The sequence below is a fragment of the Mycolicibacterium aromaticivorans JS19b1 = JCM 16368 genome, assembly GCF_000559085.1.
GTDB lineage: Bacteria > Actinomycetota > Actinomycetes > Mycobacteriales > Mycobacteriaceae > Mycobacterium > Mycobacterium aromaticivorans.
In genome coordinates, this window is record NZ_JALN02000001.1 from 4,444,299 (window position 1) to 4,470,206 (window position 25,908).

Here is a 25,908-nt window from a genome sequence, read left to right on the forward strand (position 1 = left end):
TTGACCTGCCCGCCGCACGGTCCCCCGGGAGGACGATGAGCATCGACGAATCGGTACGAACCGCCGTGGTGTTCGTGCACGGTTTGCTCGAACGCCGACCAATGGATGTCCTCGACTTATTGGCGAAGACGGCGTTGACGCCGGACGGCGACCGATGGGAGTACACCCCGCAGCCGATGGAGATCACGGACTCGTACGAGGCGCGCCGCTACGCCGCGCCGTCGGGCGTCGATCTCTATGAGTACGACTGGTCGTTCCTGATGGTGAACGGCCGGTATGCGGGCTTCATCCCCGCCCTGGCGCGGGTGTTGATACGTCGCCCCCGTCACGTGCCCGACGAGTTGTTCGGCATCTGGCGTGTGGTCGTTCTGACCGTGCTCATCCCGCTGGCCGTCATCGTCGCGCTGTTCGTCGTCGGTGGCTATTTCCTGCATACCGGGGTGGCCGGCTGGATCATCGGCGTCGCCACCAGCGTAGTGGTCCTGACTGTCGCGGTGGCCGTGTTCCGCCTTCTCCCACGAGCGTTGACCCGCAGCTTCTTGACCACGGGCTTCGTCAACGTCGCGCGCTACTTCGACATAGCACCGGAATCGCACGCCGCGAGGCGCGCGATCCGCGGCGGGCTCGTTGACCTGTTGTACACGCTGCAGCAGGGGCATTATGCGCGGGTGGTCGTGGTAGGGCACGGCATCGGCGGTTACATCGCCTATGACGCCCTCACCACGTTGTGGGCCGAGATGCACGAGCTGCGGGCCGCTTCAGGTCCGGCGCCGAGCCGGTCGACGGAGGCTGACGACTCGACCGAGGACTTCCAACGCCAGCAATTCTGCCGCTGGCAGGACCTCCGGAGGCTGGGAAACCCATGGCGGATAACTGATTTCGTGACCGTCGGCACGCCGATGGCGTTAGCCGACGTGTTCGTGGCCAGGCCGCCGATCCTCAGCGGCTGCGGTCGCGTCGACGGGCGGCGCGCACTGTTCGGCTCGTTGATCCGCCGGGGTGTGGTGTGTAGTTGTCCGCCGCTGGACCATGATTCCGGGGAGTCGACGACGTTGGGTGGCCTGTCGCCGTTCGCAGTGACCCGCTGGACGAACATCTGGTTCCCGGTGCGGCGGGGCGCGATTCGCGGCGACTGGTTCGCCGGGGCGCTGGCGCCGTTGTTCGGAACAGGCGTCCGCGATATCGCCGTCAGCGGCAGTCTCCCCGAACGGCTGACCCCCGGGCTCGCGCACACCCGGTATTTCAAGTATCCCGAGAAGGACGCTGACGGTGACTTGGCGTTCGAGCTTCGGAAAGCCCTTGCCCTCGAGGATCATTCGGGACTGGATGTGTCTGTCGGCGCGCCCGACCCCGATCCCGCGACCGTCGGCCGGCTGGTGTACCGGTCATGGCAACGCAGTATGTGATACCAGGTGTTGGCTCCGCCCATCGAGCCTGGGCCCCGTAGCCCGCGCTACGAGGAGCGGTTGCCGCGCTTGCTGCCGCCCTTGCCGGCCGCCGCTGCGGCCGACGCCGTCGGCTTCTTGGCGCCGCGGACTTTTGCAGCCCCCGGGCCAGGAGCCGTCCGGCCGCTCGACGCAATGGAGCGCCCGGTGCCGCTGGTGGCCCGTGCGGGTGTCGCGACGCGGCCGGCCGCCTTGATCTGCGCCTGCGCCGAGGAGGAGGCGCTGCAACTCTGGCCGGCGAAACACACCGGGAACTTCGGCACTCTCGGGACCTGGAACACCCTCAGCACCGGATTGACGAGGTCGGCGAAGCCGTTCCAGGCGTAGGCGGTCGCCGCGAATGCCACGACAAGGCCGCTGAGCCCGATGGCCGCAAGACCGGGGCCCGCACCGAGACCGAGACTGTTGAGGTACTCCAGGATCGAGGCCGCGAAGGCGAGGAAGTCCGGGGGCGCGGTGGTGCTGTTGGCGGCCTGGCTCGACGATGTCGAGCGGGGCGCCGCCGTCGCGACGACGGCGCTGACGGCGGTCACATCGACGGACGCCAACGCGACCGGATGCACTTCATTGCGCGGGATCGAGGCATTCGGCGGCACTGTCACCAGACCTAGGGCAACGATTGCGGCGGCGGCTGCCGCGGCATACGGACGGACAACCCTGCTCTGGAGTTCTGGGCGCATCATCACCTTTGGTCGTCGGCCCCCTACGGCGAATCGATCATGACACCGGCGCATCCGCCCTGAGTCGATTTCCCGAACAATATTTGCGCGCCCGTCAGTCCCGTTTGGGCGCTCAGCGAAGTGGACATGATGGGACGGTGAAACTGCTTCCGACCCCCGACGTGGCGCTGGCCGACTCCGACGTCGAAGACGCACTGGGCCGGGCCGTCGCGGTCATCAATCCGCTGCTCGATGTGTTGTGGTGGACCGACCCGCTCGGAATCAAGCGCCAAGACCCGCCGAACGTCGTCTCCCGGGTCCTCAATGCGGCCGATGTGCCCGGCACCTTGGCCTGGGACGATCTGGACACCGATGACCGGATCGCGTGGTGGGTGTGGCGGGTCGGGGCGCTGAACACCGTCGTGGTGGCGGTGCCCGGGCTGCTGGGAGTCATCGGACGACGACTGCCGATCCAGGACCTCCTCGGCTTCGCCAACCAAGCCATCGTGCTGTGTGCCGTGGCCCGCGAACTGGGTGTCACCGACTACCGGCGCCAGACCCGGATGCTCGCCTCGGTGCTGTGCGAGCGGGATCTGGCGGTCGTGGTGCACGACCCGGACCGGGCCTCGGCGATGGCGATCCCGTTCACCCCGCAGGGCATCGCCTCGGCGGTCTGGAAATTGGTCGGAGTCCTCGACGCCGTCGGCGACGAGCTCGGGAAGCGGCCGCACCCGCGTGCGCCGTTCCGGTATGTGGCCATGCTGCCCGGGCTGGGCGCGGTGGCCTCGTACCTCGGCGAAATCGGTGCCCTGTCCCGGGCCGCGAAGCGGGGGCGGAAGTGGGTTGACCAGCAAAAACCGCCCAGATAGGGCGGTTCGGTGGAGCGGGCGACGGGAATCGAACCCGCGTAATCAGTTTGGAAGACTGAGGCTCTACCATTGAGCTACGCCCGCGTGTTTGCGCGAGCCCAAATGTACCGGTCGACCTGATCAAATCCGAATCGGCCCACCTGGAAGCGCGTCGCCGAGGTCGATTGCCGCTGAGCAGGCATCGGGCCGTAGGATTCGGGCGCAAGAAATACAGCACCGGGGTGTAGCGCAGCTTGGTAGCGCATCCGCTTTGGGAGCGGAAGGCCGCAGGTTCAAATCCTGTCACCCCGACACGCCCAACGAAGTCCCGCAACGAGAACAAGACTGAACCGAGGAGTACCGCCGTGAAGAGCACCGTCGAGAAGTTGAGCCCGACCCGGGTTCGCATCAATGTGGAGGTGCCCTTCACGGAATTGCAGCCCGACTTCGACCGGGCCTACAAGGAGCTCGCCAAGCAGGTCCGGCTGCCCGGCTTCCGCCCCGGCAAGGCGCCGGCCAAGCTGCTCGAGGCCCGTATCGGCCGCGGTGCGGTGCTGGAGCAGGTCGTCAACGACGCGCTGCCCAGCCGCTACAGCGAAGCCATCACCGCCACTGAGGTGACGCCGCTGGGTCAACCCGAGATCGAGGTGACCAAGATCGAGGACGGCGAGGAACTGGTGTTCACCGCCGAGGTCGACGTGCGGCCCGAGATCGAACTGCCCGATCTGAGCGCGCTCACCATCGAGGTCGAGGCGATCGAGATCAACGACGAGGAAGTCGACGCCGAACTGGAATCGCTGCGCGCCCGCTTCGGCACCCTCAAGGGCGTCGAGCGGCCAGCCCAGACCGGCGACTTCGTGTCGATCGATCTGTCGGCGACCGTCAACGGCGAAGAGCTTCCCGACGCCGCCACTGAAGGCCTCTCCCACGAGGTGGGCTCCGGTCAGCTGATCGACGGTCTCGACGACGCCATCGTCGGGCTGTCCGAGGGGGAGTCGAAGGTCTTCACCACCAAGCTCGCCGCCGGCGAGCACGCCGGCGCCGACGCCGAGGTCACCGTCACCGTCAAGTCGATCAAGGAGCGCGAGCTTCCCGAGGCCGACGACGAGTTCGCCCAGCTGGCAAGTGAATTCGACACCATCGACGAGCTGCGCGAGAACCTCGTGGAGCAGGTCAAGCGCGTCAAGCGCATCCAGCAGGCCGAGAAGATCCGCGACAACGCCCTCGAGTTGCTCCTGGAGAAAACCGAGGTCCCGTTGCCCGAGGCCATCGTGCAGGCCCAGGTCGACCAGACCGTGCACAACGCGATCCACGGGCTCGACCATGACGAGGACAAGTTCGCGGAGACGCTCGAAGCCGAGGGCAGCTCGCGCGAGAAGTTCGACGCCGAAACCCGCGAGGCCGCGGAGAAGGCCGTCAAGACGCAGCTGCTGATGGACGCGATCGCCGACGACCTCGACATCCAGGTCGGTCAGAACGATCTGACCGAGCGGCTGGTGCTGATGTCGCGGCAGTACGGCATCGAGCCGGCGCAGCTGCTACAGATCCTGCAGCAGAACAACCAGCTGCCTGCGATGTTCGCCGACGTGCGCCGTGGCCTGACGGTCGCCGCGGTGGTCGAGGCGGCCACCGTCACCGACAGCGAGGGCAACGTCGTCGACACCGCCGAGTTCTTCGGCCCGCCGGCCGGAGCCGAAGACGACGAAGTGGTGGCCGACGCCGACGACGTCAACGTCGACGAGGTCGCCGAAGACGCCGAGGCCATCGAAAACGACGTTGAGCAGGAAGCCGAGAAGTCCGAATAACGCCGACAGCGAAAGCGCACTCTCCCGGGAGTGCGCTCCGCTGTGGGTTCGTTAGGGTCGGGTAGAACCAAGTCCGTAGAAAGCAGGTATCAAGTCGTGACTCATATGCGTTCGGGCGCGCCAGGGCTGAACCTCACTGACTCGGTGTACGAGCGATTGCTCGCCGAGCGCATCATCTTCCTGGGGTCCCAGGTGGATGACGACATCGCCAACCGGTTGTGCGCGCAGATCCTTCTGTTGGCTGCCGAGGATCCGACCAAGGACATCAACCTCTACATCAACTCACCGGGCGGCTCGATCAGCGCAGGCATGGCGATCTACGACACGATGGTGCTCGCGCCGTGCGACGTCGCCACCTACGCGATGGGCATGGCCGCGTCGATGGGTGAGTTCCTCCTCGCGGCGGGCACCAAGGGCAAGCGCTACGCGCTGCCGCACGCCCGCATCCTGATGCACCAGCCGCTGGGCGGGATCACCGGCGGTGCGGCCGACATCGCCATCCAGGCTGAGCAGTTCGCGCTCATCAAGAGGGAGATGTTCCGGCTCAACGCCGAGTTCACCGGCCAGACCATCGAGCGCATCGAGGCCGACTCCGACCGTGACCGCTGGTTCACGGCTCAGGAAGCGCTGGAGTACGGCTTCGTCGACCACATCATCACCCACGCGAACTTCAACGGAGCGACCAATGCCTGATTACACTGACGCGCGGCTCACGCCGCAGGGCCGCTACATCCTGCCGTCGTTCGTCGAGCACTCCAGCTGGGGCGTGAAGGAATCCAACCCCTATAACAAGCTGTTCGAGGAACGCATCATCTTCCTGGGTGTCCAGGTCGACGACGCGTCGGCCAACGACATCATGGCTCAGCTGCTGGTCCTGGAGTCGCTTGATCCCGACCGCGACATCACCATGTACATCAACTCACCGGGTGGCTCGTTCACCTCGCTGATGGCGATCTACGACACCATGCAGTACGTGCGTGCCGACATCCAGACGGTGTGCCTCGGGCAGGCCGCCTCGGCTGCCGCGGTGCTGCTGGCCGCGGGCACCCCGGGCAAGCGCCTCGCGCTACCCAACGCCCGGGTGCTGATCCACCAGCCGTCGCTCGGCGGTGTCATCCAGGGCCAGTTCTCCGACCTGGAGATCCAGGCCGCAGAGATCGAGCGCATGCGGACCCTGATGGAGGAGACGCTGGCCCGACACACCGGCAAGGATCCGGCAGTGATCCGCAAGGACACCGACCGCGACAAGATCCTCACCGCGGCCGACGCCAAGGAGTACGGGATCATCGACACGGTCTTGGAGTACCGGAAGCTCTCGGCTCAGAACGCTTGATGACGGTGCCTGCCGGGGCCTCCTAGCGGCATCCGATGTTCGCGCCCGCCGCGGCCCACCGGGTCGCGGCGTTCGCGTCGAGGCCGCAGTTCGGTTCGGGTTCGCGCTCGGCGGAGCCGGCTCAGCGACCACCCGCCTCCGCAAGCTCGGCCGGTATCGTGGAGATCGGCGAACACCAGGACGAAACACCACGGTCGGCGCAGCTCAACGCCTCTCGGTTTGGTAACAGCGGCGACACGCCAAAACGTTCCGAGGCGACGAGAGCGGTGTCAGGGGATATGTTCACCATCACGCACGAATACCACTGACGCGATTCGTCTTTATCTGTCGCACCGCGGCAGAGCAAGCGGGTAGCGTCGGGACAGAGCCCAACGCGGACTTGATAGCAACGATCGAAGACCCGGCGAAGGAAAGTAGGACCCCACCACCATGGCGCGTATCGGAGACGGCGGTGACCTGCTGAAGTGCTCGTTCTGCGGTAAGAGTCAGAAGCAGGTGAAGAAGCTCATCGCGGGTCCGGGTGTCTACATCTGCGACGAGTGCATCGACCTCTGCAACGAGATCATCGAAGAGGAGTTGGCCGACGCCGACGACGTCAAACTCGATGAGCTGCCCAAGCCGGCCGAGATCCGCGAGTTCCTGGAGAGCTACGTCATCGGTCAGGACACCGCCAAGCGCACCCTGGCTGTCGCGGTCTACAACCATTACAAGCGCATCCAGGCGGGCGAGAAGCATCGTGACTCCCGCTCCGAGCCGGTGGAGTTGGCCAAGTCCAACATCTTGATGCTCGGCCCGACCGGCTGCGGCAAGACCTACCTGGCGCAGACGCTGGCCAAGATGCTCAACGTGCCGTTCGCGATCGCCGACGCCACCGCGCTGACCGAGGCCGGGTATGTGGGCGAGGACGTCGAGAACATTCTGCTCAAACTGATCCAGGCCGCCGACTATGACGTGAAGCGCGCCGAGACCGGCATCATCTACATCGATGAGGTCGACAAGATCGCCCGCAAGAGCGAGAACCCGTCGATCACGCGCGACGTGTCTGGCGAGGGTGTGCAGCAGGCGCTGCTGAAGATCCTCGAGGGTACGCAGGCATCGGTTCCCCCGCAGGGCGGCCGTAAGCATCCGCACCAGGAGTTCATCCAGATCGACACCACCAACGTGCTGTTCATCGTCGCGGGTGCCTTCGCCGGGCTGGAGAAGATCGTCTCCGACCGTGTCGGCAAGCGCGGTCTGGGCTTCGGTGCCGAGGTGAAGTCCAAGGCTGAGATCGACACCCAGGACCACTTCGCCGAGGTGATGCCCGAGGACCTGATCAAGTTCGGGCTGATCCCGGAGTTCATCGGTCGTCTGCCGGTGGTGGCCTCGGTGACCAACCTGGACAAGGAATCCTTGGTGCAGATCCTGTCCCAGCCGAAGAACGCCTTGGTCAAGCAGTACACCCGGTTGTTCGAGATGGACGGTGTCGAGCTCGAATTCGCCAACGACGCCCTCGACGCCATCGCCGATCAGGCGATCCATCGCGGTACCGGTGCCCGCGGTCTGCGCGCGATCATGGAAGAAGTCCTGCTGCCGGTGATGTACGACATCCCCAGCCGCGACGACGTCGCCAAGGTCGTGGTGACCAAGGAGACCGTCCAGGACAACGTCCTGCCGACGATCGTGCCGCGCAAGCCTGCGCGCCCCGAGCGCCGCGACAAGTCCGCCTAGGCGTCGTACCGTCTCTACGTGAAGAGACTCCGCCACCGATCCGCGGTGGCCGCGGTAGCCGTCATTGTTGGCATGCTGGGTATCACCACGGCGTGTAGCCCCAACGAGAAGCCTGCGCCGAGCACCAGTACGACGACGACCACCACCACCCCGCCGGTAAGCACCAGCGTGCCTGCGCCGCCCTCGCCGACGGAAAAGGGCTCGGACGGTGGCGGACCCAACAGCTTCTCGCCGACGGTCAAGGCCCCGCCGCCGCCGACGGCGATTCCCGGGAACAACTGACGCCGGTCAGTGACGGATGCGGTCGGCCCGACTGTAGATGTTCATCGACTCCCCACGCAGGAACGCGACCAGCGTCAGACCCGACTGGGTGGCGAGGTCGACTGCCAGTGAGGACGGCGCGGACACCGCGGCCAGCACCGGGATGCCGGCCATCACCGCCTTCTGGGTCAGCTCGAAAGACGCTCGGCCGCTGACCAGCAGCACCGCGCCGCTGAGCGGGACGTGATTGGCTTCCAGCGCCCACCCGATGACCTTGTCGACGGCATTGTGGCGGCCGACGTCCTCGCGTACGGCGAGCAGCGCGCCGTCGGTCGTGAACAGCGCCGCGCCGTGCAGTCCGCCGGTGCTGGCGAAAACCTTTTGCGCCGAGCGTAGTTGGTCCGGCATCGCGGTCAGCACTGAAGCCTCGACCGTCGCCGGGTCGTCGCCGGGGGAGTGCTGGCTGGTGAGTCGCACCGCGTCGATCGAGGCCTTGCCGCACACCCCGCACGACGAGGTGGTGTAGAAGTTTCGGGTCACATCGACGTCGGGCATCGGTACGCCAGGGCGCAGCGTCACGTCGAGGACGTTGTAGGTGTTCACCCCGTCGGCCTCCGCGCCGCGGCAATACTGCACGGTGAGCACGTCGTCGCGCTGGGCGATGAGCCCCTCGGTCAGCAGAAAGCCCTGCGCCAGTTCGACGTCGGATCCCGGTGTGCGCATGGTGACCGTCAGCGGCGTCCCGTTCACCCGGATCTCCAGCGGCTCCTCGACCACCAGGGTCTCCGGGCGCTCGGTCGCGGTACCGTCGTAGAGGTGACTGGCCCGCCGGCGCGCGGTCACCCGGCCCATGCGGCGCCTTCCTCGGGGTCCTGGCCGCCCGGTTCCAGTCGGATGACGACCGCCTTCGACACCGGCGTATTCGACCGGGCGGCAACGTGATCCAGCGGTACCAGGGGGTTGGTCTCGGGGTAGTAGGCGGCGGCGTTACCGACGGGCGTGGAGTAGGGCACCACCAGAAAGTCCTTGGCGCGGCGCTCCTGCAACCGTCCCGCGCCGTCGGTGAACTCCGACACCAGGTCGACGCGGTCACCCTCGGCGAGGCCGAGGGACTCGATGTCGGCGGGGTTGACGAACACGACGCGACGCCCGCCCTTCACGCCGCGATAGCGGTCGTCCAGGCCGTAGATGGTGGTGTTGTACTGGTCGTGGCTGCGCAGCGTCTGCAGTACCAGTCGCCCCGACGGTACCGGCACCCACTGCATCGGGTTCACCGCGAAGTTCGCCTTGCCTGTCACGGTGGGGAACTCACGGGAATCCCGTGGCGGATGCGGCAATTGGAAACCGTCGGGCTGGCGCACCCTGCTGTTGTAGTCGGCGCAGCCCGGCACAACCGCGGCTATCGCGTCGCGGATGGTGTCGTAATCGGCGGCGAAGCTCTCCCACGGGACCGGGTGATCGGCGCCCAGCACGGTGCGGGCCAGCTGGCAGATGATCGCGACCTCGCTGCGGACCTGGTCGCTGGGCGGTGTCAGGCTACCGCGGGACAGGTGCACCATCGACATCGAATCTTCAACCGAGACAACTTGTTTGTGACCGTTCACCAGGTCGCGGTCGGTCCGGCCCAGGGTCGGCAAGATCAACGCCGTGCGACCGTGCACCACATGGCTGCGATTGAGTTTGGTCGAGATCTGCACGGTCAGCGCGCAGGTGCGCAGCGCGGACTCGGTGACCGCGGTATCCGGGGTGGCCGAGGCGAAGTTGCCGCCCATCGCGAGGAACACCGAAGCTCGACCGTCGCGCATCGCCCGGATCGCGTCGACGGTGTCGAAGCCGTGCTTGCGGGGACTGACGATGCCGAATCGGGTGTCGAGCGCGGCAAGGAACGGCTCGGGCGCCTTCTCCCAGATCCCCATCGTGCGGTCGCCCTGGACATTGGAGTGACCACGCACGGGACACACACCGGCACCGGGCTTTCCGATCATGCCACGCAGCAACAGCAGGTTGGTCATCTCGGCGATCGTCGCGACGGCATGGGTGTGCTGGGTGATACCCATGGCCCAGCACACGATCGTGCGCTGCGAGGCCGCGAGCATGCCGGCGACCCGGTCGAGCTGCGCGCGGTCGATACCGGTGGCGTCGGTGACGGTGTCGAGGTCGACCGTGCGGGCCTCGGCGATGTAGTCGCCGAATCCGTGACAGTGAGCGTCGACGAACGCACGGTCGATCACACTGCCGGGGGCACGGTCGTCGGCCTCCACCAGCAGCCGGCCCAGCCCCTTGAACAGAGCGAGGTCACCGCCCAGGCGAATCTGGACGAACTCGTCGGCGATCGGCACACCATGCCCGACCACCCCGTGGACCTTCTGCGGATCCTTGAAACGGATGAGGCCCGCCTCGGGGAGCGGATTGACGGCGATGATCTTGGCGCCGTTGGCTTTTGCCTTCTCCAGCACATACAGCATCCGCGGATGGTTGGTGCCGGGATTCTGCCCGGCGATCACGATCACGTCGGCGTGCTCGATGTCGTCGACGGTCACCGAGCCCTTGCCGACCCCGATGGAATCGATCAGCGCGGTGCCCGATGATTCGTGGCACATGTTGGAGCAGTCGGGCAGGTTGTTGGTGCCGAAGCTGCGCACCAGCAACTGGTAGAGGAACGCGGCCTCGTTGCTGGTGCGGCCGGAGGTGTAGAACACGGCCTCGTCCGGGGATGCCAGGCCGGTGAGGTGGTCGGCGATCAGCCGGTAGGCGTCGTCCCACGCGATCGGGGTGTAGTGCTGTGCATCGGGGCGAAGGACCATCGGGTGAGTGAGCCGCCCCTGCTGGGACAGCCAGTACTCGGGCTTGGCGGCCAGCTCGGCCACCGAATGACGGGCGAAGAACTCCGGCGTGAGCCGGCGCTTGGTGGCCTCCTCGGCCACCGCTTTGGCGCCGTTCTCGCAGAACTCGGCGAGCTTTCGATTGTCGTGTTCCTCGGGCCACGCGCACCCCGGACAGTCGAAGCCGTGGCGTTGGTTGATCCGTGCCAGGGTGGCCAGGGTTCGGACGGGACCCATTTGCTCCAGCGCGCGCTGCATGGTGACCAGCACCGCCTTCGCCCCGGCGGCCTCGTCTTTGCGCTCGCTGACGTTGACGGCTCGTTCGTCATAGTCGGCGGGGATGTCGCGGCCGGTGCTCATGTCCTCAAATCTAGGCCGCTGCGCCGGCCGCCGACACTAACGGGCGGACTCGGCAGTCCCCTTGTTGCCCGTCGGGCGGGCGTCGCGTGCTCGAGTCGAATCACTGGGCCGGCTGTTGGCGGTGGCTGTGGCGGACCCCGCGGCGGGAGACGAGTGCCTGGGTCGGGCTCCTGCGACGCCCCGCGCCGACGTGGGGGAGGCGGTGGCGCGCGTGGTGCTCGTGTCGACCTTGGTGGTATCGCCGGCTGCCGGGAGGCCGCTCGGAGCGCGGAGGGCCCGGACTGCGGCCGGCGCCATTGTTGCCGCGGCGGATCCGCCGGTCAGGGTGGCCGAAATGGACTGCAGCACGTTCCTGACGACGTCGACCATCATGGCGATGCCCTTGGCTGCGGCGGTCACCACCTCGGTGATGCCGGCTTGCGCGGCCGCAGCGAATCCATCCGAACCCGCTGCGGCGGCGGTCTTGATGAAGGCATCGACCACCGCGCCGAGGACCGGTAAGGCCGCCTCGGGAATGGCCGCGAGAACCGTTATCGCACCGCTGATCACGTTGGGCGCCAACGCAATCATCGGGCCGATCTGCGTCAGAATGCCCGACAGCGGTGAGCTCAGGTCGCCGCCGGCCGGCGGGGACAACAGCAGGCTGACATTGACCATTGCCTCGCCCAGTGGCGTGCCTTGAGCCAGCTGATCGAGCAACTCTGTATTGATGAACTGCATCGTTGCCGCAGCGTCAGGGTTGAACGCGGCCAGCGCGGTCATGATCGCCAAAACCTGTGGCAGGCCGAAGGGTAACGACACGCTGGGGACTGCAGCAGCCGACGCCGGCTGCAGGTTGTGCCATGCAGCAGCGCTGTCCAGGCTGGTGAGTTGGAACGCGCTAGTGTGCGTGGCCACCGGTGAGATCGGCGAACCGTGCGGATCGAGTGTCGGCGTCCCTGCCACGACGACACAGACGGCTAACGGTGCGATGACGGTTGATCGGAACATATCTACCCCCAGAGGTTGAATTCAAATCTCCCTGTACCCGGTATACGACGTTTGAATCCTTGCTGAACAAAAATTTGGCAACTCGTCAATATTTCTTTTTTAGCTGATCTACGTGCGCAAATCCCAGTTGAACCCGGTATTTGTTTGCTCAATTTTAGTTTGCGAAAAGTTGTTGCGGATCAGGCCGCATTCTGTCGTTGACGCAGGCGTAACGAGATCGGCATGGAAGCGACCTAACGTGGGCCGGTCACACGCCCGCGAGCAGACGGGGGCGTCTTGGGTGCAGAGGAAAGACAGTTGAGCGGAAACGCGGCCCGCCTTCAGGCGATCGTCAATGTCGAGGCGTACGAGCCTCCCCCTTTCAGCTTCGATCCGGGCGAAGCGCCAGGCGAGATCTTCGGCGCCAACGTCTTCACCCTGGCCGAAATGCGGCTTCGGCTGCCTAAATCGGTGTACAAGTCGGTCGTCGCGACCATCGAGAAGGGTGCGAAGCTCGATCCGGCAGTCGCCGACGCCGTCGCCTCGGTGATGAAGGACTGGGCATTGTCGAAGGGCGCGACCCACTACGCGCACGTCTTCTACCCGATGACCGGTCTCACCGCCGAAAAGCACGACAGCTTCCTGGAGCCTGTGAGCGACGGCGCGACACTCGCCGAATTTGCAGGTAAGACCCTGATTCAGGGCGAGCCCGACGCATCGAGCTTCCCGTCGGGCGGTCTGCGCAGCACGTTCGAGGCGCGCGGGTATACCGGCTGGGACGTCACCAGCCCGGCCTACATTCTGGAAAACCCGAACGGCAACACCCTGTGCATCCCGACCGTGTTCGTGTCGATGACCGGTGAGGCTCTCGATTTCAAGACCCCGCTGCTGCGTAGCCAGCAGGCGATGGGTGCACAGGCTGAGCGAATCCTGAAGTTGTTCGGCCACAAGGATTTCGATCACATCGTGTCGTTCTGCGGTCCTGAGCAGGAGTACTTCCTGGTCGACCGGCACTTCTTCCTGGCTCGTCCCGACTTGATCAACGCCGGCCGCACGCTGTTCGGTGCGAGACCGCCCAAGGGTCAGGAATTCGACGACCACTACTTCGGCGCCATTCCCGACCGGGTGCTGGCGTTCATGATGGACACCGAGCGAGAGCTGTTCAAGCTGGGCATCCCGGCCAAGACCCGCCACAACGAAGTCGCGCCAGGCCAGTTCGAGATCGCGCCGATGTTCGAGCGGGCCAACATCGCGGCCGACCACCAGCAGCTGCTGATGACGACGTTCCGCAACATCGCCAAGAAGCACGGCATGGAGTGCCTGTTCCACGAGAAGCCGTTCGCCGGTGTCAATGGTTCTGGCAAGCACGTCAACTTCTCGATGGGCAACGCTCAATTCGGCAGTCTGCTGGTGCCGGGTGATACCCCACATGAGAACGCCCAGTTCCTGGTGTTCTGTGCCGCAGTGATCCGTGCCGTGCACAAGTTCGGTGGGTTGCTCAGGGTCTCCGTGGCCTCGGCCACCAACGATCACCGACTTGGCGCGAACGAGGCACCGCCGGCCATCATCTCGATCTTCCTCGGCGCTCAGCTGGCCGACGTGTTCGAGCAGATCGCCAAGGGAGCGGCCACCTCGTCAAAGGGCAAGGGCGTCATGCACATCGGTGTCGACACACTGCCCGAGCTGCCGACCGATCCGGGCGACCGAAACCGGACCAGTCCATTTGCGTTCACCGGCAACCGATTCGAGTTCCGCGCGCCGGGCTCCGGGCAGACGATCAACGTCCCGATGATCATCCTCAACACCATCATGGCCGATTCGCTCGACTACATGGCCACCGTGCTGGAGACGGCCGTCGCAGGCGGCGAGAGCTTCGACGAGGCGGTGCAGAAGCTGCTCACCGAGATCATCACCGAGCACGGTTCAGTCGTGTTCAACGGCGACGGATACTCGGAGAACTGGCAGATCGAGGCGGCCGAGCGCGGCCTGCCGAATCTCAAGACGACACTCGATGCCATTCCGCAGCTGGTGACACCGGAGGCGATCGAGGTCTTCGAGCGGTACGGGGTCTTCAACGCCCGGGAGCTGCACAGCCGCGAAGAGGTCCGGTACGAGACATATGCCCTTACGGTCAGCGTCGAAGCCAAGTTGACCCTCGAGATGGGCTCGACGGTGATCCTGCCTGCGGCCGTTCGGTACCAGACCGAGTTGGCGCAGAACGTCGCGGCGCTGAAAGCAGCCGGGGTGGAGGCGGACACCACCTTGCTGGAGACCGTGTCCCCGCCGATTTCGGAGCTGACCGCCGCGTTGGCCGCACTCAAGGAAGCGCTGGGTGCACACGGCGGCGACACCGCAAAGGAGGAGGCCGAGCACGCGGCGAGCTTGCTGCCGCTGATGGATGCGGTGCGTGCGGCCGCGGACACGTTGGAAAGCCTTGTTGCCGACGACCTCTGGCCGCTGCCCACCTACCAGGAGATGCTCTACATCCTCTGAAGTTGCGATATCGATGCCGACGCCCGGGAATCTCGGGCGTCGGCATCGTCATCGTAGGGTCGAAAGTCCCTGCTGTTTTACATGCCTGCGACATAGGGTTGCGCGCATGACGGATCATGATCACCACTCGGATGTGCTCAGCGAACTGAACCCACAGCACCGGGCCCTGCGCCAGATGATTCCCGAGGTCTACGACGGGTTCGGTGCGTTGAGTCGGGCGGCGATGGGCGGCGGCGCGGTTGAGGCCAAGATCAAGGAACTGATCGCGATGGTGATCGGAGTCGTCCAGGGCTGCGACGGATGCATCGCCTCGCACGCCCGTGGTGCGGCCCGCGCGGGTGCCACCAAGCAGGAGGCGGCCGAGATCATCGGTGTCAGCATCATGATGCACGGCGGCCCGGCCACCATCTACGGCGCGCGCGCCTACACGGCTTTCTGCGAATTCGCCGACGCCGCTGGACCTCAGCCGTCGTAGCGCCTTGGTTTAACGTAGGAGGCGATCATGCGCACCGTCGAGGTCTTTGCCGACGTCCTGTGTCCATTCACCCACGTTGGGCTGCGGACGCTGATCGACCGCCGCGGTGACCGTGGACTGGCCGAACCACGCCTGCGTATCCGAGCCTGGCCGCTCGAATTGATCAACGGCAGCCCGCTTGACCCCGACCACGTCGGCGCTGAGATCTCGGCGCTGCGGTCGTCGGTGCGTCCCGACCTCTTCGGGGGCTTCACGCTCGATGCTTTCCCGAGAACGTCGATGACCGCATACGCGCTGGCCGCTGCTGCTGACCGCGTCGGCGACCCCGTGCTGATCGAAGGAGTCGGCTTGGCGCTGCGCAACGCGCTTTTCGAAGAGGGGCTTGATATCGGGCGAACTGAGGTGGTCGAATCCATCGCCGATCGCTTCGGCCTGGCACCTCTCGACGCGGAGTCGACGTTTGTTGCGGTCCAAGCTGATTGGGATGAGGGCCGCGCTCGGGGTGTGGTGGGCTCACCGCACTTCTTCACCGAGGACGGCGGGGACTGGTTTTGCCCCGGGCTGGCAATCAGCCGCGACGATGTCGGCAACTTCGTCGTCGCCTGGAAACAGGGCACGGAGGCGTTCGTCGAACGCGTCTTCGGCTGATCGCAGTCAGATGACGGTGCCGGGTGCACCGTTATCGCGGATCACCGGTTGCCCGATCCGCTGCCAGGCCCCCATACCGCCGACCAGGTTGTAGACGGTCAACCCGGCAGCTGTGAGTTTCGTTGCCGCCGAGCCGGATCGGTTCCCCGACCGGCACACCGCCACAATCGGCGCGGCTGTTTCGAAGGTGCGCGCGTCCAAGTCGCCGAGTCGCACATGAATCGCTCCAGGAGCGTGTCCGGCGCTCCACTCGTCGTCCTCGCGAACGTCGAGCAGGACGGCGCCGGCGTTGTTGACAAGCTCCATCGCGCCGGTGGGGTCGATCTCCAACACATTCATCACACTCGCCTTTCGCTCGAATGGCCGATCGATTTGCCGGCCGGGATGCCTGGGATGCCGGAAGGGGCGGTGTTCACCGCGGACCGTCCTGGCTTCCTTCGATAGTTACATCATATACCCATGGGGGTATATTGACGACGGGTTCAGGGCCGCAGATTGTCTGGTCCGTCACAGTTCGAAGCGTCGGAATAAGATACCCCCTGGGGTACATTATGATACCCATAGGGGTATAGCCAATATGGCGATGCCGACAGACCAAGAAGGAAGACGGCGATGATTCTGCAGCAGTACTACCTGGACTGCCTGTCCCACGCTTCGTACCTGATCGGTGATGAAACCACCGGCCGTGCAGTCGTTGTCGACCCGCAGCGTGACGTGGCGGAGTATGTGGCCGATGCCAAGAAGCGTGGGTTGACCATCGAGTTGGTGATCGAAACCCATTTCCACGCCGATTTTCTGTCCGGCCACCTGGAGCTGGCCGCGGCGACCGGGGCGAAGATCGTCTACTCCTCGGTCGCGGAGACCGAGTTCGACTCCATGGGGGTTGCCGACGGCCAGCGATATTCTCTCGGTGACGTCACGCTGGAGTTCCGACACACTCCCGGCCACACGCCGGAGTCGATGAGCGTGGTGATCTACGAGCACGCCGGCGATTCCGTTCCCTATGGCGTGATGACCGGGGACACCTTGTTCATCGGCGATGTCGGCCGGCCTGATCTACTCGCCTCGATTGGATTCACCCGCGAGGAGCTCGCCGACAAGCTGTACCACTCGCTGCACGACAAGCTGATGACGCTGCCTGACGCGACGCGGGTGTATCCCGCACACGGTGCCGGCTCGGCCTGCGGCAAGAACCTGTCCACGGATCTGTGGTCGACGATGGGTGACCAGAAGGCGACCAACTACGCGCTGCGCGCACCCGACAAGGCGACGTTCATGAGCCTCGTCACCGAGGGTCAGCCGCCCGCGCCCGGGTATTTCGTCTACGACGCCATCCTCAACCGCAAGGATCGCGGACTGCTGGATGAGACCAAGATGCCGCCCGCCATGACCTACGACCAGGTCCGTGCCGCGATCGACAGCGGCGCCGTCCTCGTGGACGGGCGAACCCCTGAGGAATTCGCCCAAGGCCATCTTCGCAGCGCGATCAACATCGGACTCGAAGGTCGTTACGCCGAGTTCGCCGGATCGGTGCTTCCGTCCGACGTCGACATCGTTCTCTTGACCGAACCCGGTCAGGAACTGGAAGGCAAAAACCGGCTCGCCCGGATCGGTTTCGACCGGGTGATCGGCTACCTGGACAAGCCTTTCGAAGTGATGTTCGAGAATCGCGGCGACGTTGCGGTTGCCTCCCGGCTGACCGCCCAGGCATTCGATCAGCGCGCCGCCGAGCTGGCCGATCTACAGATTGTCGATGTGCGCAACCCCGGTGAGGTCGCGGCGGGCGCCGTTCCGAATGCCATTGCGATTCCGGTCGGCCAGCTGCCTTCCCGATTGGATGAACTGGATCCCACCAAGCCCACCGTCGTGTACTGCGCCGGCGGCTACCGGTCGTCCGTCGCCGCGAGCTTGTTGCGGCAGAACGGTTTCCCCGATGTGAGCGACATCCTGGGCGGCTATGGCGCCTGGGACGACGCCCACCAGAACGCCTGATTTTCCGAGGAGGACAACCACCATGACCATCACAGCCAAACACCAGATCCTGATCGTCGGCGGCGGAACTGCCGGTATCACCGTCGCGGCGCGGATGCTCCGCAAGGGCTACACCGACGTCGCCGTGATCGAACCGTCGAGCAAGCACTACTACCAACCGTTGTGGACGTTGGTCGGCGCCGGACAGGCGAAGGCCTCGACGACCGAGCGCGACGAGTCCTCAGTCATGCCCAAGGGTGCCACCTGGATCACGAACGCCGCCAGTGCCTTTGCCCCCGAGAACAACACGGTGACGTGCGTCGACGGAGCGACCTACGAGTATGACGTGCTCGTCGTGAGTCCGGGCATCCAGCTCGACTGGAACCGCACCGAGGGCCTGGAGGACGCCCTGGGCCGCGACGGGGTTTCGTCGAACTACCGGTTCGACCTCGCACCGCGCACCTGGGACTTCATCCGCAACCTGCGTTCGGGCACCGCGGTGTTCTCCGTTCCGTCCGGCGCCATCAAGTGCGCCGGCGCGCCGCAGAAGATCGCCTACCTGGCATCGGACTATTGGCGAAAGCAGGGAGTGCTCTCCGACATCGACGTCCACCTGGTCATGCCGGGTGCGCGGCCGTTCGGCATTCCGGCGATCGCGGACAGCCTCGACAAGGTCATCGCCGACTACGGAATCACCTTGCACACCAATTCCGAAGTGACGTCGGTCGACGCCGCGGCGCGCAAGGTCGGCATCACCAGCGTCGCTCCCGGTGGGACGGACACCATGCTGCCCTACGACGTATTGCACGCCGTCCCGCTGCAGTCGGCGCCGGACTGGATCAAGACCAGTCCGCTGTCGACCGGTGACGCGACGGGTTACGTCGATATCGACAAGCACACGATGCAACACGTGCGGTACCCAAATGTGTTCAGTCTGGGTGACGTTGGTTCGTCGCCGAACTCAAAGACGGGTGCCGCGATCCGCAAACAGGCCCCCGTGGTCGCCGATAACATCGAGGCGTTCTTGACGAAACAGCCACTGCGGGCATCGTATGACGGTTACTCCTCGTGCCCGATCGTCACCTCGTCGCATGCGATGCTGCTCGCCGAGTTCGACTACGACCTGCAGTTGGAACCCACCTTCCCTCTGCTCAATCCGACGACGCCGCACCGCGCCTACTGGTACCTGAAGAAATACGGGCTCCCCTTCATGTACTGGAATCTGATGCTCAAGGGCCTGGCTTAGCAATTCGCTTGCAACACAGAAGACTTGCATCGCAAAGGAAAGGAATCACAATGACAACCAGCAACCTGACCGCCGCCGACTTCGAAGCGACGGTTACCGAGAATCCAGTTGTGCTCATCGACTTCTGGGCTTCCTGGTGCGGCCCGTGCCGCGCCTTCGCTCCGATCTTCGACCGCTCGTCGAAGTCGCACCCCGACGTGGTTCACGCCAAGGTCGACACGGAAGCGCAGCAGGAACTCGCCGCAGCACTGGAGATCCAAGCCATCCCGACGATCATGGCGTTTCGCGACGGCATCCTCGTCTACCGCCAGCCGGGTGCGATGCCGGCTGCCGCACTCGAGGACCTGATCACCCGGGTCAAGGAACTCGACATGGAAGACGTCCGCGCCAAGGTCGCCGCGAAGTCCTGAATGGTGTTCGGCCCCAACACCTGAACTCAATCTTTCAGCCGCGGCCGACTTCGACCTCGAGTTGCCCGAGAGCGGGACGCTCGACGGTCGTACTCAGGAGCCTCAGCTACCGGCCGGCCCGGAATCCCTGAGGTGTTCGCCGAAGAACGCGAACACCCGCTGCCAGGCGTCCTCTGCTTCGGGGCGTGAGTAGTTCATCTTCACCACGCGTTCGATGACCTTCACCGGTCGCGGGGTGTCCCAGTTGTTCATGAAGGAATGCCCGACGGTCGGATATTCCTTGATGTCGCGCGGCACGTCGTTGGTCGACAGCAGGTCTTCCAGTTTGTCGGCCGCACCCTTGAGCATCCAGTCCATGGCGCCGTAACTGGCCACGGTCGGGCACGAGTTCGGGATCGCCGAGATGTCCGAGGGCCATTCCCCGTAATTGGGGGCCGAGGCGTCGAAGTGTCCGGTCGGTGCCAGCACGAGGCAGAACCCACCGCCCATGCAGAATCCGATCACGCCGACTTTGCCGTTGCACGCCGGGTCGGCCATCAGGTGGTCGCGGGCGGCGATGAGGTCATCGACGGCGGTCCCTTTGCCCTTCTTGAACGCCTGCAGGGTGCGCACCACGCAGAGCAGCCGATTGCCCCGGTGATACAGCGCCGGGGTGATCGCGAGGTAGCCGTTGTCGGCGAACCGGTCGGTGATGCGTTTGATGTCACCCGTCATGCCCATCGCGTCGTGCACGATCACGACGCCGGGCCACGGTCCGTCGCCGGCCGGCCGTGCTTGATAGGCAGGCAGCGGGCCCGCCGGAGCGGGAAACGTGGTCTCCATGGAAGGGCATCTTGCCCGTTAGGTGATCAACTCCGCCAGGGGTTGTTGCCGGCGTCCCAGGCTTTCTGGATGTCCGGGTAGATCGACGTCTGATCGGTGGGTACCGAATTCTTCGTCATCCGGGTGCGCTCGTCGGCCAGGACCTCGGGCGAGCCGCCCTCGATGGCGTCCATGGTCTGGGCCGCGACGTCCTCGGGTGCGATCTTCGGGCCGTCGATCACCGCGGCCATATCGGTGTCGATGAACCCGGCGTGCACACCGACGACATGCGTGCCCTGGCCGTGCAACTCGATCCGCAGCGCGTTGGTCAACGCCCACTCGGCGGCCTTGGAAGCCCCGTAGGAGGCGTTGAAGGGAGAGACGAAGAAGCTGACCACCGAGAGCATGTTCACCAGTGCGCTGCCGCCCGGCTGTGCGGCCAGCACGGGCGCGAACGCGCGTGCCATCGCCAGCGTGCCGAAGTAGTTGGTCTCCATCTCGACCCGGGCGGCATCGGGATCCTCGGCGGTCAGGAACGGCGACTGCAGCATGGCGCCGGCGTTGTTGATCAACACCGACACGTCGGCGCAGGCCTGCGCCGCGGCGCGCACGGCGTCAGCGTCGGTGATGTCCAGGGCGACCGGTACCACCCGCGAATCGTCGAACGCGACGCTGCTCGGGTTACGGGCGGCGGCGTAGACCTTGGTGGCGCCGCGGTCCAGCAGCGCCTGGGTGAACGCCCGGCCGAGGCCGCGGTTGGCGCCTGTGACCAGTGCGATGCTGCCGTCGATGGCTTTGCCGTTGGTTGCGGCCATGGTCTGCTCCTCGGTGTCGGTTACCAGGGGTCAACACCTACCGGCAGGCGCGGTATTTCGCGACGTAGTCCGTCATCGTCGCCAACTGGTAGCGCGAGACCTCGTGCGCGTTCTCGTCTTCGGCGAACACCGAGGAAACCATCACGGTGTCGGACCGGTCGTAAAAGCCGATCTCGGCCAGGCCGGAGAAAAACTCCTCCCAGTCGATGTCACCGTCACCGATCTTGAGGTGCTGATGCACTCGTACCGGGCTGCCCGGCGGATTGGTGATGTAGCGCAGGCCGTGGCTGCGGTGATGGTCCATGGTGTCGGCCACGTGCACCAGCCGCAGCTTGTCGCGGGCGGCCCGCATAATGTCGCCCATGTTCCCGCCCATGTGGAAGGCGTGGCACGCGACGAAGACCATGCCGATATTGGGGGAGTTGACCCCGCGGATGATCCGCAACGCCTCCATCCCGTCCTCGACGAAGTCGTCGGGGTGCGGATCGATTCGGACGTCGAGTCCTTCGCGCTCGATGATCGGCAGCAGTTCCTCCATGGACCGGAAGAACGACCGCTCCGACTCTTCGGCTTTTTCGGGGCGGCCGGCGAACTCGGTGTTGATCACATTCACGCCGAGGTCCACAGTGATCTGGATGACGCGCTTCCAATTGCGTACCGCGGCTTCGCGAGCATCCTCGTCCGGCGCCGACCAGCGCAGTACCGGCAACACCGAGGCGATCCCGACTCCTGCGTCGGCGCAGGCCTTACGGAACGTGGCCACCAGCTCGTCGTCGGCGCGTGGGTGGTTGAAGAACGGGATGAAATCGCGATGCGGAGTCAGCTGCAGGTACTCATAGCCCAGATCGGCGACCAAGCGCGGAAATTCGAGTAGCGCGTGATCGTGGTGGAACGGGGTGGGATCCAGGGCGATCTTCATCTCACGCGCCCGCGATCGTCTCGCGGGCCACCATCGTGACCTCCACGGGCTTGCCGCTGTTCAGCGACTGCACGCCGGCCTCGCACACCGCCGCGGCGGCGTAGCCGTCCCACGCCGACGGGCCGTCCACGTAATTTCCGGTCGACGACCCGTGCCGCACGGCGTCCACCCAGCGCTGGAATTCCGTGTCGTAGGCCTGGCCGAAGCGTTCCCGGAAACCGGGCGTGATCTGGCCACCCCAGGTGCCCGGCGCGGTCTTGCGGATCAGGCCGACGTCCAAACCGATCATGGCGCTGCCCTTTTCGGCAACCACCTCGGTGCGCACCTCGTAGGCGACACCGGTGGTCACGAACAGCTCGACATCAACATGCTTACCGGATGCGGTGCGCATGATGGCGATCTGCGGGTCGGCCACCCCGTCGGGCGCACCCGGGTTGGCCGACGGCGTGATGATCTGGATGGCGATGATCTCCTCGTTGAACAGGAAGCGCGTCACATCGACCTCGTGCACCAGCGAGTCGCGGACGATCATCGCGCTGTCGAATGACGGCGGCACGGCGGGATTGCGGTGCGCACAGTGCAACACCAGCGGGCGGCCCAGCTCGCCGGAGTCCAGCATCGCCTTCAGCGCGGCGTACTCGTGGTCGAAGCGGCGCATGAAACCGACTTGGATGAGCCGCTTTCCGAGCTCGGCCTCACGTTTGACCACCTCCAACGAGGTCTCCACATCGGTGGTCAGCGGCTTCTCGCACAGCACCGGCTTGCCGTGCTCCAGGCAGGCCAGCAGTTGCTTCTCGTGGGCGGGTCCCGGCGTGGCCAGCACGACGGCGTCGACGTCCGGGTCGGCGATGGCGTCCAGCGGATCGGCGACCACCCGGCAACCCGGCAGGCCCGCAGCGATCTGCTCGGCCTTGTCCGTGAGGTAGTCGTTGACGACGGCCACATGGGCACCGGAGATCGTCGACGTCAGGCGGGCGACATGGTCGGCGCCCATGATGCCGACACCGAGTACGGCGACACGAAGGTCAGACATGGGGTGAATCTCTCCTGAACTAGAACCGGACGGACGGGACGCCGCAGGACCCGAGGTAGGTGCGGGTGCGCTTGGCGATGGGCAGCGGAGCGTCGACCTCGCACGGGTACATGTCTTGTTCGACGATCGCGAACACGTCGATGCCGAGCTTCTCGATCTCGGCGAGAAGCGGTGGCATGTCCGGGATTCCGCGTGGCGGCTCGGTCATTGCGCCGAGCTTGACGGCCTCGCCGAACGGCAGGTCCTCGGCTTCGACCTTGGCCCGCACTTCCGGATCGACCTGCTTGAGGTGAAGGTAGCCGATGCGCTCGGGTGCGCGGCGGATGATCGCGATGTTGTCGCCGCCGCAATAGGAGATGTGACCGGTGTCGAGGCACAGGTTCACGAACCCGCCGTCGGTGCCGTCGAGAAAGCGGTAGACGTTCTCCTCGGTGTCGACGTGACTGTCGGCGTGGGGGTGATACTGCGCCCGAACCCCGTACTGCTCGAACATCGCCTTGCCCAGTTCGTTCATCCCCTGGGTCTTCTTGCGCCACTGCTCGGGTGTCAGAGTTCGGTCTTCCAGCACCGCGCCGGACGACGGGTCGCGCCACATCTCCGGGATCACCACGACATGCTTACCGCCCACGGCGGCAGTCAGTTTCGCGACGTCCTCGATCTGTTTCCAGACTGCGGACCACGAATCGTCGTGATGCAGGTGTTCGAAGACCGTTCCCGCCGAAAGCTTCAGGTTGCGCGCCGCCAGCTCATCCGAGAGTTGCTGAGGATCGGTCGGAAGGTAGCCGAACGGGCCCAGCTCGATCCACTGGTAGCCCGATGCGGCGACTTCGTCGAGGAACCGGGAGTAAGGGGTCTGCTGGGGATCGTCCGGGAACCACACACCCCAGGAGTCCGGTGCTGATCCGACGACAATGGTGCTCACGATGGGCGTCCTTAGCGATCTGACGGGTTGATAAGGGGGCGTTGGACTTTCTTCCAGTCCGCATACCTCTGGTAGGCCTGTTGAGTGGAGGCCAATGTTGATTCCTGGCTGACCGGTACGTCCCACCAGCTCTGGCTGTCGGGTGCGTAGATCAGGGGATCGGTCTCCACATGAATGACGGTGACGCGCTCCGCTGCCTTGGCCGTCTTGACCGCGTCGGTGAACTCCGCGGCCGTGCCCACCTTGATGACGTCGGCGCCCAGGCTGGCGGCATTCGCGGCCAGATCGACCGGCAGCGTGTCGCCGTCGAGCCGGCCGTCGTCCGTCCGGTACCGGTAGGCGGTACCGAATCGTTGCGAACCCAGTGATTCGGAAAGCCCACCGATGGAGGCGAATCCGTGGTTCTGCACCAGGACCGGGATGATCTTGATGCCCTCCTGGACGGCGGTCACCAGCTCGGTGGCCATCATCAGGTAGGAGCCGTCGCCGACCATGACGAACACGTCGCGGTCGTCGTCGGCCATCCGAACGCCGATACCGCCGGCGATCTCGTAACCCATGCACGAGTAGCCGTATTCGACGTGATAGCCCTTGCGGTCGCGGGCGCGCCACAGCTTGTGCAGATCGCCGGGCATCGACCCGGCCGCGCACACCACCACGTCACGAGGATCCGAGAGTGTGTTGACCAGGCCAATGGCCTGATTCTGGTTGAGCGCCGCGCCGTCCTCGCAGGCGTACACCGACGACACGGCATCGTCCCACTCGGCGGCGAGTTCGGTTACCCGGGAACGATATTCGTCGCTGACGGTGTAGCCCTTGAGTGCGGGACCCAACGCGTCGATGGCTTCCCGGGCATCCGACACCATACTGACGCCGCCCTGTTTCACCGAATCCAGCGAGGCGACATTGATGTTGACGAACCGGACATCCGGAGTGTTGAACGCGGTGCGCGATGCCGAGGTGAAATCGCTGTAGCGGGTTCCGATCCCGATGATCACGTCGGCGTCGGCGGCCAGCGCGTTGGCCGCCGTGGTTCCCGTCGAGCCGACGGCCCCGACCGATTGCGGATGGTCGAAGCGCAGTGACCCCTTGCCGGCCTGGCTTTCGGAGACCGGGATGCCGGTCTGCTCACAGAACGCGGCCAGCGCGTCTTCGGCTTCCGAATAGTGCACGCCGCCACCGGCGATGATCAGCGGCTTGGTCGCGGCGGCGATGATCTCGGCGGCGCGGGTGATCACCGTACGTTCCGGCATGGGGCGGGCGACGTGCCACGTGCGTTCGGCGAACAGCGATTCCGGCCAGTCGTGGGCTTGCGCTTGCACATCCTGGGGGATCGATACGGTGGCCGCTCCGGTTTCGACCGGGTCGGTGAGCACGCGCATGGCACCCAGAAGTGCGGCGGGCAGCTGCTCGGGTCGCCACACCCGATCGAAGTAGCGTGACAACGGCTTGAACGCATCGTTGACCGTGACGTCACCAGAGGACGGCAGCTCGAGCTCCTGCAGCACGGGTGAACTGACCCGGGTGGCGAAGGTGTCGGCAGGCAGCAGCAGTACCGGCAGCCGGTTGATGGTCGCCAACGCCGCACCGGTGAGCATGTTGGTGGATCCGGGTCCGACGCTCGCGGTGACGGCCCAGGCCTCCAGGCGGTCCTTCTGCCGGGCGTACGCGACGGCGGTGTGCACCATGGCCTGCTCGTTGCGGCCCAGCACGTACTTGAGACCCGGCTGGCGACCGGCCGCCAGCGATTCGACTTCGTCCTGCAGCAGCGCCTGACCCAGGCCGGCCACGTTGCCATGGCCGAAGATGCCCAGGCATCCGGCGAAGAACTTCCGGCGTACCCCGTCACGCTCGACGTACTGGTTGGCGAGGAACCGAATGGTGGCCTGTGCCACGGTGAGTCGCACGGTACCTTCGGAGTCGGCCAGCTTCTCGGTCGACTTCGGCGCGGTCGATACCACGA

The 25,908-nt window shown here is 65.4% G+C and carries 25 protein-coding genes and 2 tRNA genes; 15 read left to right on the plus strand and 12 right to left on the minus strand.

What is annotated here, in order from left to right; all coding sequences use genetic code 11:
• The first annotated feature begins 35 nt into the window (after positions 1 to 35).
• On the plus strand, positions 36 to 1,406 hold the full coding sequence (locus Y900_RS21190; protein WP_036344332.1) for a hypothetical protein: 1,371 nt from the start codon (positions 36 to 38) through the stop codon (positions 1,404 to 1,406).
• A gap of 47 nt (positions 1,407 to 1,453) precedes the next feature.
• On the opposite strand, the gene Y900_RS30405 is transcribed toward Y900_RS21190, so the two are convergent.
• Positions 1,454 to 2,125 (minus strand): hypothetical protein, encoded by a 672-nt coding sequence (locus Y900_RS30405; protein WP_131536242.1) that lies wholly within the window; start codon positions 2,123 to 2,125, stop codon positions 1,454 to 1,456.
• Between the two features lie 137 nt (positions 2,126 to 2,262).
• On the opposite strand from Y900_RS30405, the gene Y900_RS21200 reads away from it, so the two are divergent.
• A complete protein-coding gene (locus Y900_RS21200) occupies positions 2,263 to 2,973 on the plus strand; it encodes a hypothetical protein (protein ID WP_036344336.1) in 711 nt (236 codons plus the stop codon).
• A 10-nt stretch (positions 2,974 to 2,983) separates the two neighbouring features.
• Here the strand turns inward: Y900_RS21200 and Y900_RS21205 are convergent.
• A tRNA-Gly gene (locus Y900_RS21205) sits at positions 2,984 to 3,057 on the minus strand.
• Between the two features lie 133 nt (positions 3,058 to 3,190).
• On the opposite strand from Y900_RS21205, the gene Y900_RS21210 reads away from it, so the two are divergent.
• From Y900_RS21210 to Y900_RS31075, 7 genes are all read left to right on the plus strand, one after another.
• Positions 3,191 to 3,264 (plus strand) — tRNA-Pro (locus Y900_RS21210).
• A 53-nt stretch (positions 3,265 to 3,317) separates the two neighbouring features.
• The gene (gene tig / locus Y900_RS21215; protein ID WP_036344338.1) at positions 3,318 to 4,757 is read left to right on the plus strand and encodes a trigger factor; all 1,440 of its coding nucleotides are present in this window, start codon (positions 3,318 to 3,320) and stop codon (positions 4,755 to 4,757) included.
• 105 nt (positions 4,758 to 4,862) lie between these two features.
• Positions 4,863 to 5,450 (plus strand): ATP-dependent Clp protease proteolytic subunit, encoded by a 588-nt coding sequence (locus tag Y900_RS21220; RefSeq protein WP_102805706.1) that lies wholly within the window; start codon positions 4,863 to 4,865, stop codon positions 5,448 to 5,450.
• The gene (locus Y900_RS21225) at positions 5,443 to 6,090 is read left to right on the plus strand and encodes an ATP-dependent Clp protease proteolytic subunit (protein WP_036344341.1); all 648 of its coding nucleotides are present in this window, start codon (positions 5,443 to 5,445) and stop codon (positions 6,088 to 6,090) included. Before Y900_RS21220 ends, Y900_RS21225 begins: the two co-directional genes overlap by 8 nt.
• A 35-nt stretch (positions 6,091 to 6,125) precedes the next feature.
• Positions 6,126 to 6,398: a hypothetical protein gene (locus Y900_RS32805; RefSeq protein WP_036344342.1), complete on the plus strand. Its 273-nt coding sequence runs from the start codon at positions 6,126 to 6,128 to the stop codon at positions 6,396 to 6,398.
• Positions 6,399 to 6,519: 121 nt separating this feature from the next.
• Positions 6,520 to 7,800, plus strand: a complete 1,281-nt coding sequence (clpX, locus tag Y900_RS21235; RefSeq protein WP_036344343.1) for an ATP-dependent Clp protease ATP-binding subunit ClpX — start codon at positions 6,520 to 6,522, stop codon at positions 7,798 to 7,800.
• Between the two features lie 18 nt (positions 7,801 to 7,818).
• Complete coding sequence (locus Y900_RS31075) at positions 7,819 to 8,082, plus strand: hypothetical protein (protein ID WP_081845190.1); 264 nt, start codon at positions 7,819 to 7,821, stop codon at positions 8,080 to 8,082.
• Positions 8,083 to 8,088: 6 nt separating this feature from the next.
• Here Y900_RS31075 and fdhD read toward each other — a convergent pair whose 3' ends face one another.
• From fdhD to Y900_RS21255, 3 genes are read right to left on the minus strand one after another with little or no spacing between them, the layout of a single operon-like run.
• Positions 8,089 to 8,913: a formate dehydrogenase accessory sulfurtransferase FdhD gene (fdhD, locus tag Y900_RS21245; RefSeq protein WP_036344345.1), complete on the minus strand. Its 825-nt coding sequence runs from the start codon at positions 8,911 to 8,913 to the stop codon at positions 8,089 to 8,091.
• The gene (locus tag Y900_RS21250; RefSeq protein WP_036344347.1) at positions 8,901 to 11,243 is read right to left on the minus strand and encodes an FdhF/YdeP family oxidoreductase; all 2,343 of its coding nucleotides are present in this window, start codon (positions 11,241 to 11,243) and stop codon (positions 8,901 to 8,903) included. The genes fdhD and Y900_RS21250 overlap by 13 nt, the downstream gene beginning before the upstream one ends.
• Positions 11,244 to 11,279: 36 nt before the next feature.
• Complete coding sequence (locus tag Y900_RS21255) at positions 11,280 to 12,140, minus strand: hypothetical protein (RefSeq protein WP_131536244.1); 861 nt, start codon at positions 12,138 to 12,140, stop codon at positions 11,280 to 11,282.
• A 390-nt stretch (positions 12,141 to 12,530) separates the two neighbouring features.
• On the opposite strand from Y900_RS21255, the gene Y900_RS21260 reads away from it, so the two are divergent.
• From Y900_RS21260 to Y900_RS21270, 3 genes are all read left to right on the plus strand, one after another.
• The gene (locus Y900_RS21260) at positions 12,531 to 14,705 is read left to right on the plus strand and encodes a glutamine synthetase III family protein (protein WP_036344351.1); all 2,175 of its coding nucleotides are present in this window, start codon (positions 12,531 to 12,533) and stop codon (positions 14,703 to 14,705) included.
• A 106-nt stretch (positions 14,706 to 14,811) separates the two neighbouring features.
• Entirely contained in the window at positions 14,812 to 15,180 is a 369-nt protein-coding gene (locus tag Y900_RS21265; protein ID WP_036344352.1) for a carboxymuconolactone decarboxylase family protein, read from the plus strand.
• Between the two features lie 27 nt (positions 15,181 to 15,207).
• Positions 15,208 to 15,828, plus strand: coding sequence for a DsbA family oxidoreductase (locus Y900_RS21270; RefSeq protein WP_036344353.1), 621 nt, complete (start codon positions 15,208 to 15,210; stop codon positions 15,826 to 15,828).
• 6 nt (positions 15,829 to 15,834) lie between these two features.
• Here Y900_RS21270 and Y900_RS21275 read toward each other — a convergent pair whose 3' ends face one another.
• Positions 15,835 to 16,167, minus strand: coding sequence for a rhodanese-like domain-containing protein (locus Y900_RS21275; RefSeq protein ID WP_036344354.1), 333 nt, complete (start codon positions 16,165 to 16,167; stop codon positions 15,835 to 15,837).
• Between the two features lie 273 nt (positions 16,168 to 16,440).
• On the opposite strand from Y900_RS21275, the gene Y900_RS21280 reads away from it, so the two are divergent.
• The 3 genes from Y900_RS21280 to trxA are packed head-to-tail and all read left to right on the plus strand — an operon-like array spanning position 16,441 to position 19,455.
• A complete protein-coding gene (locus Y900_RS21280) occupies positions 16,441 to 17,820 on the plus strand; it encodes an MBL fold metallo-hydrolase (RefSeq protein WP_036344355.1) in 1,380 nt (459 codons plus the stop codon).
• Positions 17,821 to 17,842: 22 nt separating this feature from the next.
• The gene (locus Y900_RS21285) at positions 17,843 to 19,045 is read left to right on the plus strand and encodes an NAD(P)/FAD-dependent oxidoreductase (RefSeq protein ID WP_036344356.1); all 1,203 of its coding nucleotides are present in this window, start codon (positions 17,843 to 17,845) and stop codon (positions 19,043 to 19,045) included.
• A 50-nt stretch (positions 19,046 to 19,095) separates the two neighbouring features.
• Positions 19,096 to 19,455, plus strand: coding sequence for a thioredoxin (trxA, locus tag Y900_RS21290; RefSeq protein WP_036344358.1), 360 nt, complete (start codon positions 19,096 to 19,098; stop codon positions 19,453 to 19,455).
• Positions 19,456 to 19,557: 102 nt separating this feature from the next.
• On the opposite strand, the gene Y900_RS21295 is transcribed toward trxA, so the two are convergent.
• The 6 genes from Y900_RS21295 to iolD are packed head-to-tail and all read right to left on the minus strand — an operon-like array spanning position 19,558 to position 25,906.
• Positions 19,558 to 20,277, minus strand: a complete 720-nt coding sequence (locus Y900_RS21295) for a dienelactone hydrolase family protein (protein ID WP_036344359.1) — start codon at positions 20,275 to 20,277, stop codon at positions 19,558 to 19,560.
• Positions 20,278 to 20,303: 26 nt separating this feature from the next.
• Positions 20,304 to 21,071: an SDR family oxidoreductase gene (locus tag Y900_RS21300; RefSeq protein WP_036344360.1), complete on the minus strand. Its 768-nt coding sequence runs from the start codon at positions 21,069 to 21,071 to the stop codon at positions 20,304 to 20,306.
• 37 nt (positions 21,072 to 21,108) lie between these two features.
• A complete protein-coding gene (locus Y900_RS21305; RefSeq protein WP_036344361.1) occupies positions 21,109 to 21,990 on the minus strand; it encodes a sugar phosphate isomerase/epimerase family protein in 882 nt (293 codons plus the stop codon).
• A gap of 1 nt (position 21,991) precedes the next feature.
• Positions 21,992 to 23,023, minus strand: a complete 1,032-nt coding sequence (locus tag Y900_RS21310) for a Gfo/Idh/MocA family protein (RefSeq protein WP_036344362.1) — start codon at positions 23,021 to 23,023, stop codon at positions 21,992 to 21,994.
• A 19-nt stretch (positions 23,024 to 23,042) separates the two neighbouring features.
• The gene (locus tag Y900_RS21315) at positions 23,043 to 23,945 is read right to left on the minus strand and encodes a sugar phosphate isomerase/epimerase family protein (protein WP_036344363.1); all 903 of its coding nucleotides are present in this window, start codon (positions 23,943 to 23,945) and stop codon (positions 23,043 to 23,045) included.
• 11 nt (positions 23,946 to 23,956) lie between these two features.
• Positions 23,957 to 25,906: a 3D-(3,5/4)-trihydroxycyclohexane-1,2-dione acylhydrolase (decyclizing) gene (iolD, locus tag Y900_RS21320; protein WP_036344364.1), complete on the minus strand. Its 1,950-nt coding sequence runs from the start codon at positions 25,904 to 25,906 to the stop codon at positions 23,957 to 23,959.
• Positions 25,907 to 25,908: the final 2 nt, after the last annotated feature.

Coding starts and splice junctions, on each gene's coding strand:
- Y900_RS21190 (WP_036344332.1), top strand. CDS start 36: ATGAGCATCGACGAATCGGTACGAACCGCCGTGGTGTTCGTGCACGGT.
- Y900_RS30405 (WP_131536242.1), bottom strand. CDS start 2,125: ATGCGCCCAGAACTCCAGAGCAGGGTTGTCCGTCCGTATGCCGCGGCA.
- Y900_RS21220 (WP_102805706.1), top strand. CDS start 4,863: ATGCGTTCGGGCGCGCCAGGGCTGAACCTCACTGACTCGGTGTACGAG.
- Y900_RS21225 (WP_036344341.1), top strand. CDS start 5,443: ATGCCTGATTACACTGACGCGCGGCTCACGCCGCAGGGCCGCTACATC.
- Y900_RS32805 (WP_036344342.1), top strand. CDS start 6,126: ATGTTCGCGCCCGCCGCGGCCCACCGGGTCGCGGCGTTCGCGTCGAGG.
- clpX (WP_036344343.1), top strand. CDS start 6,520: ATGGCGCGTATCGGAGACGGCGGTGACCTGCTGAAGTGCTCGTTCTGC.
- fdhD (WP_036344345.1), bottom strand. CDS start 8,913: ATGGGCCGGGTGACCGCGCGCCGGCGGGCCAGTCACCTCTACGACGGT.
- Y900_RS21250 (WP_036344347.1), bottom strand. CDS start 11,243: ATGAGCACCGGCCGCGACATCCCCGCCGACTATGACGAACGAGCCGTC.
- Y900_RS21265 (WP_036344352.1), top strand. CDS start 14,812: ATGACGGATCATGATCACCACTCGGATGTGCTCAGCGAACTGAACCCA.
- Y900_RS21270 (WP_036344353.1), top strand. CDS start 15,208: ATGCGCACCGTCGAGGTCTTTGCCGACGTCCTGTGTCCATTCACCCAC.
- Y900_RS21275 (WP_036344354.1), bottom strand. CDS start 16,167: ATGAATGTGTTGGAGATCGACCCCACCGGCGCGATGGAGCTTGTCAAC.
- Y900_RS21280 (WP_036344355.1), top strand. CDS start 16,441: ATGATTCTGCAGCAGTACTACCTGGACTGCCTGTCCCACGCTTCGTAC.
- Y900_RS21285 (WP_036344356.1), top strand. CDS start 17,843: ATGACCATCACAGCCAAACACCAGATCCTGATCGTCGGCGGCGGAACT.
- trxA (WP_036344358.1), top strand. CDS start 19,096: ATGACAACCAGCAACCTGACCGCCGCCGACTTCGAAGCGACGGTTACC.
- Y900_RS21295 (WP_036344359.1), bottom strand. CDS start 20,277: ATGGAGACCACGTTTCCCGCTCCGGCGGGCCCGCTGCCTGCCTATCAA.
- Y900_RS21300 (WP_036344360.1), bottom strand. CDS start 21,071: ATGGCCGCAACCAACGGCAAAGCCATCGACGGCAGCATCGCACTGGTC.
- Y900_RS21305 (WP_036344361.1), bottom strand. CDS start 21,990: ATGAAGATCGCCCTGGATCCCACCCCGTTCCACCACGATCACGCGCTA.
- Y900_RS21310 (WP_036344362.1), bottom strand. CDS start 23,023: ATGTCTGACCTTCGTGTCGCCGTACTCGGTGTCGGCATCATGGGCGCC.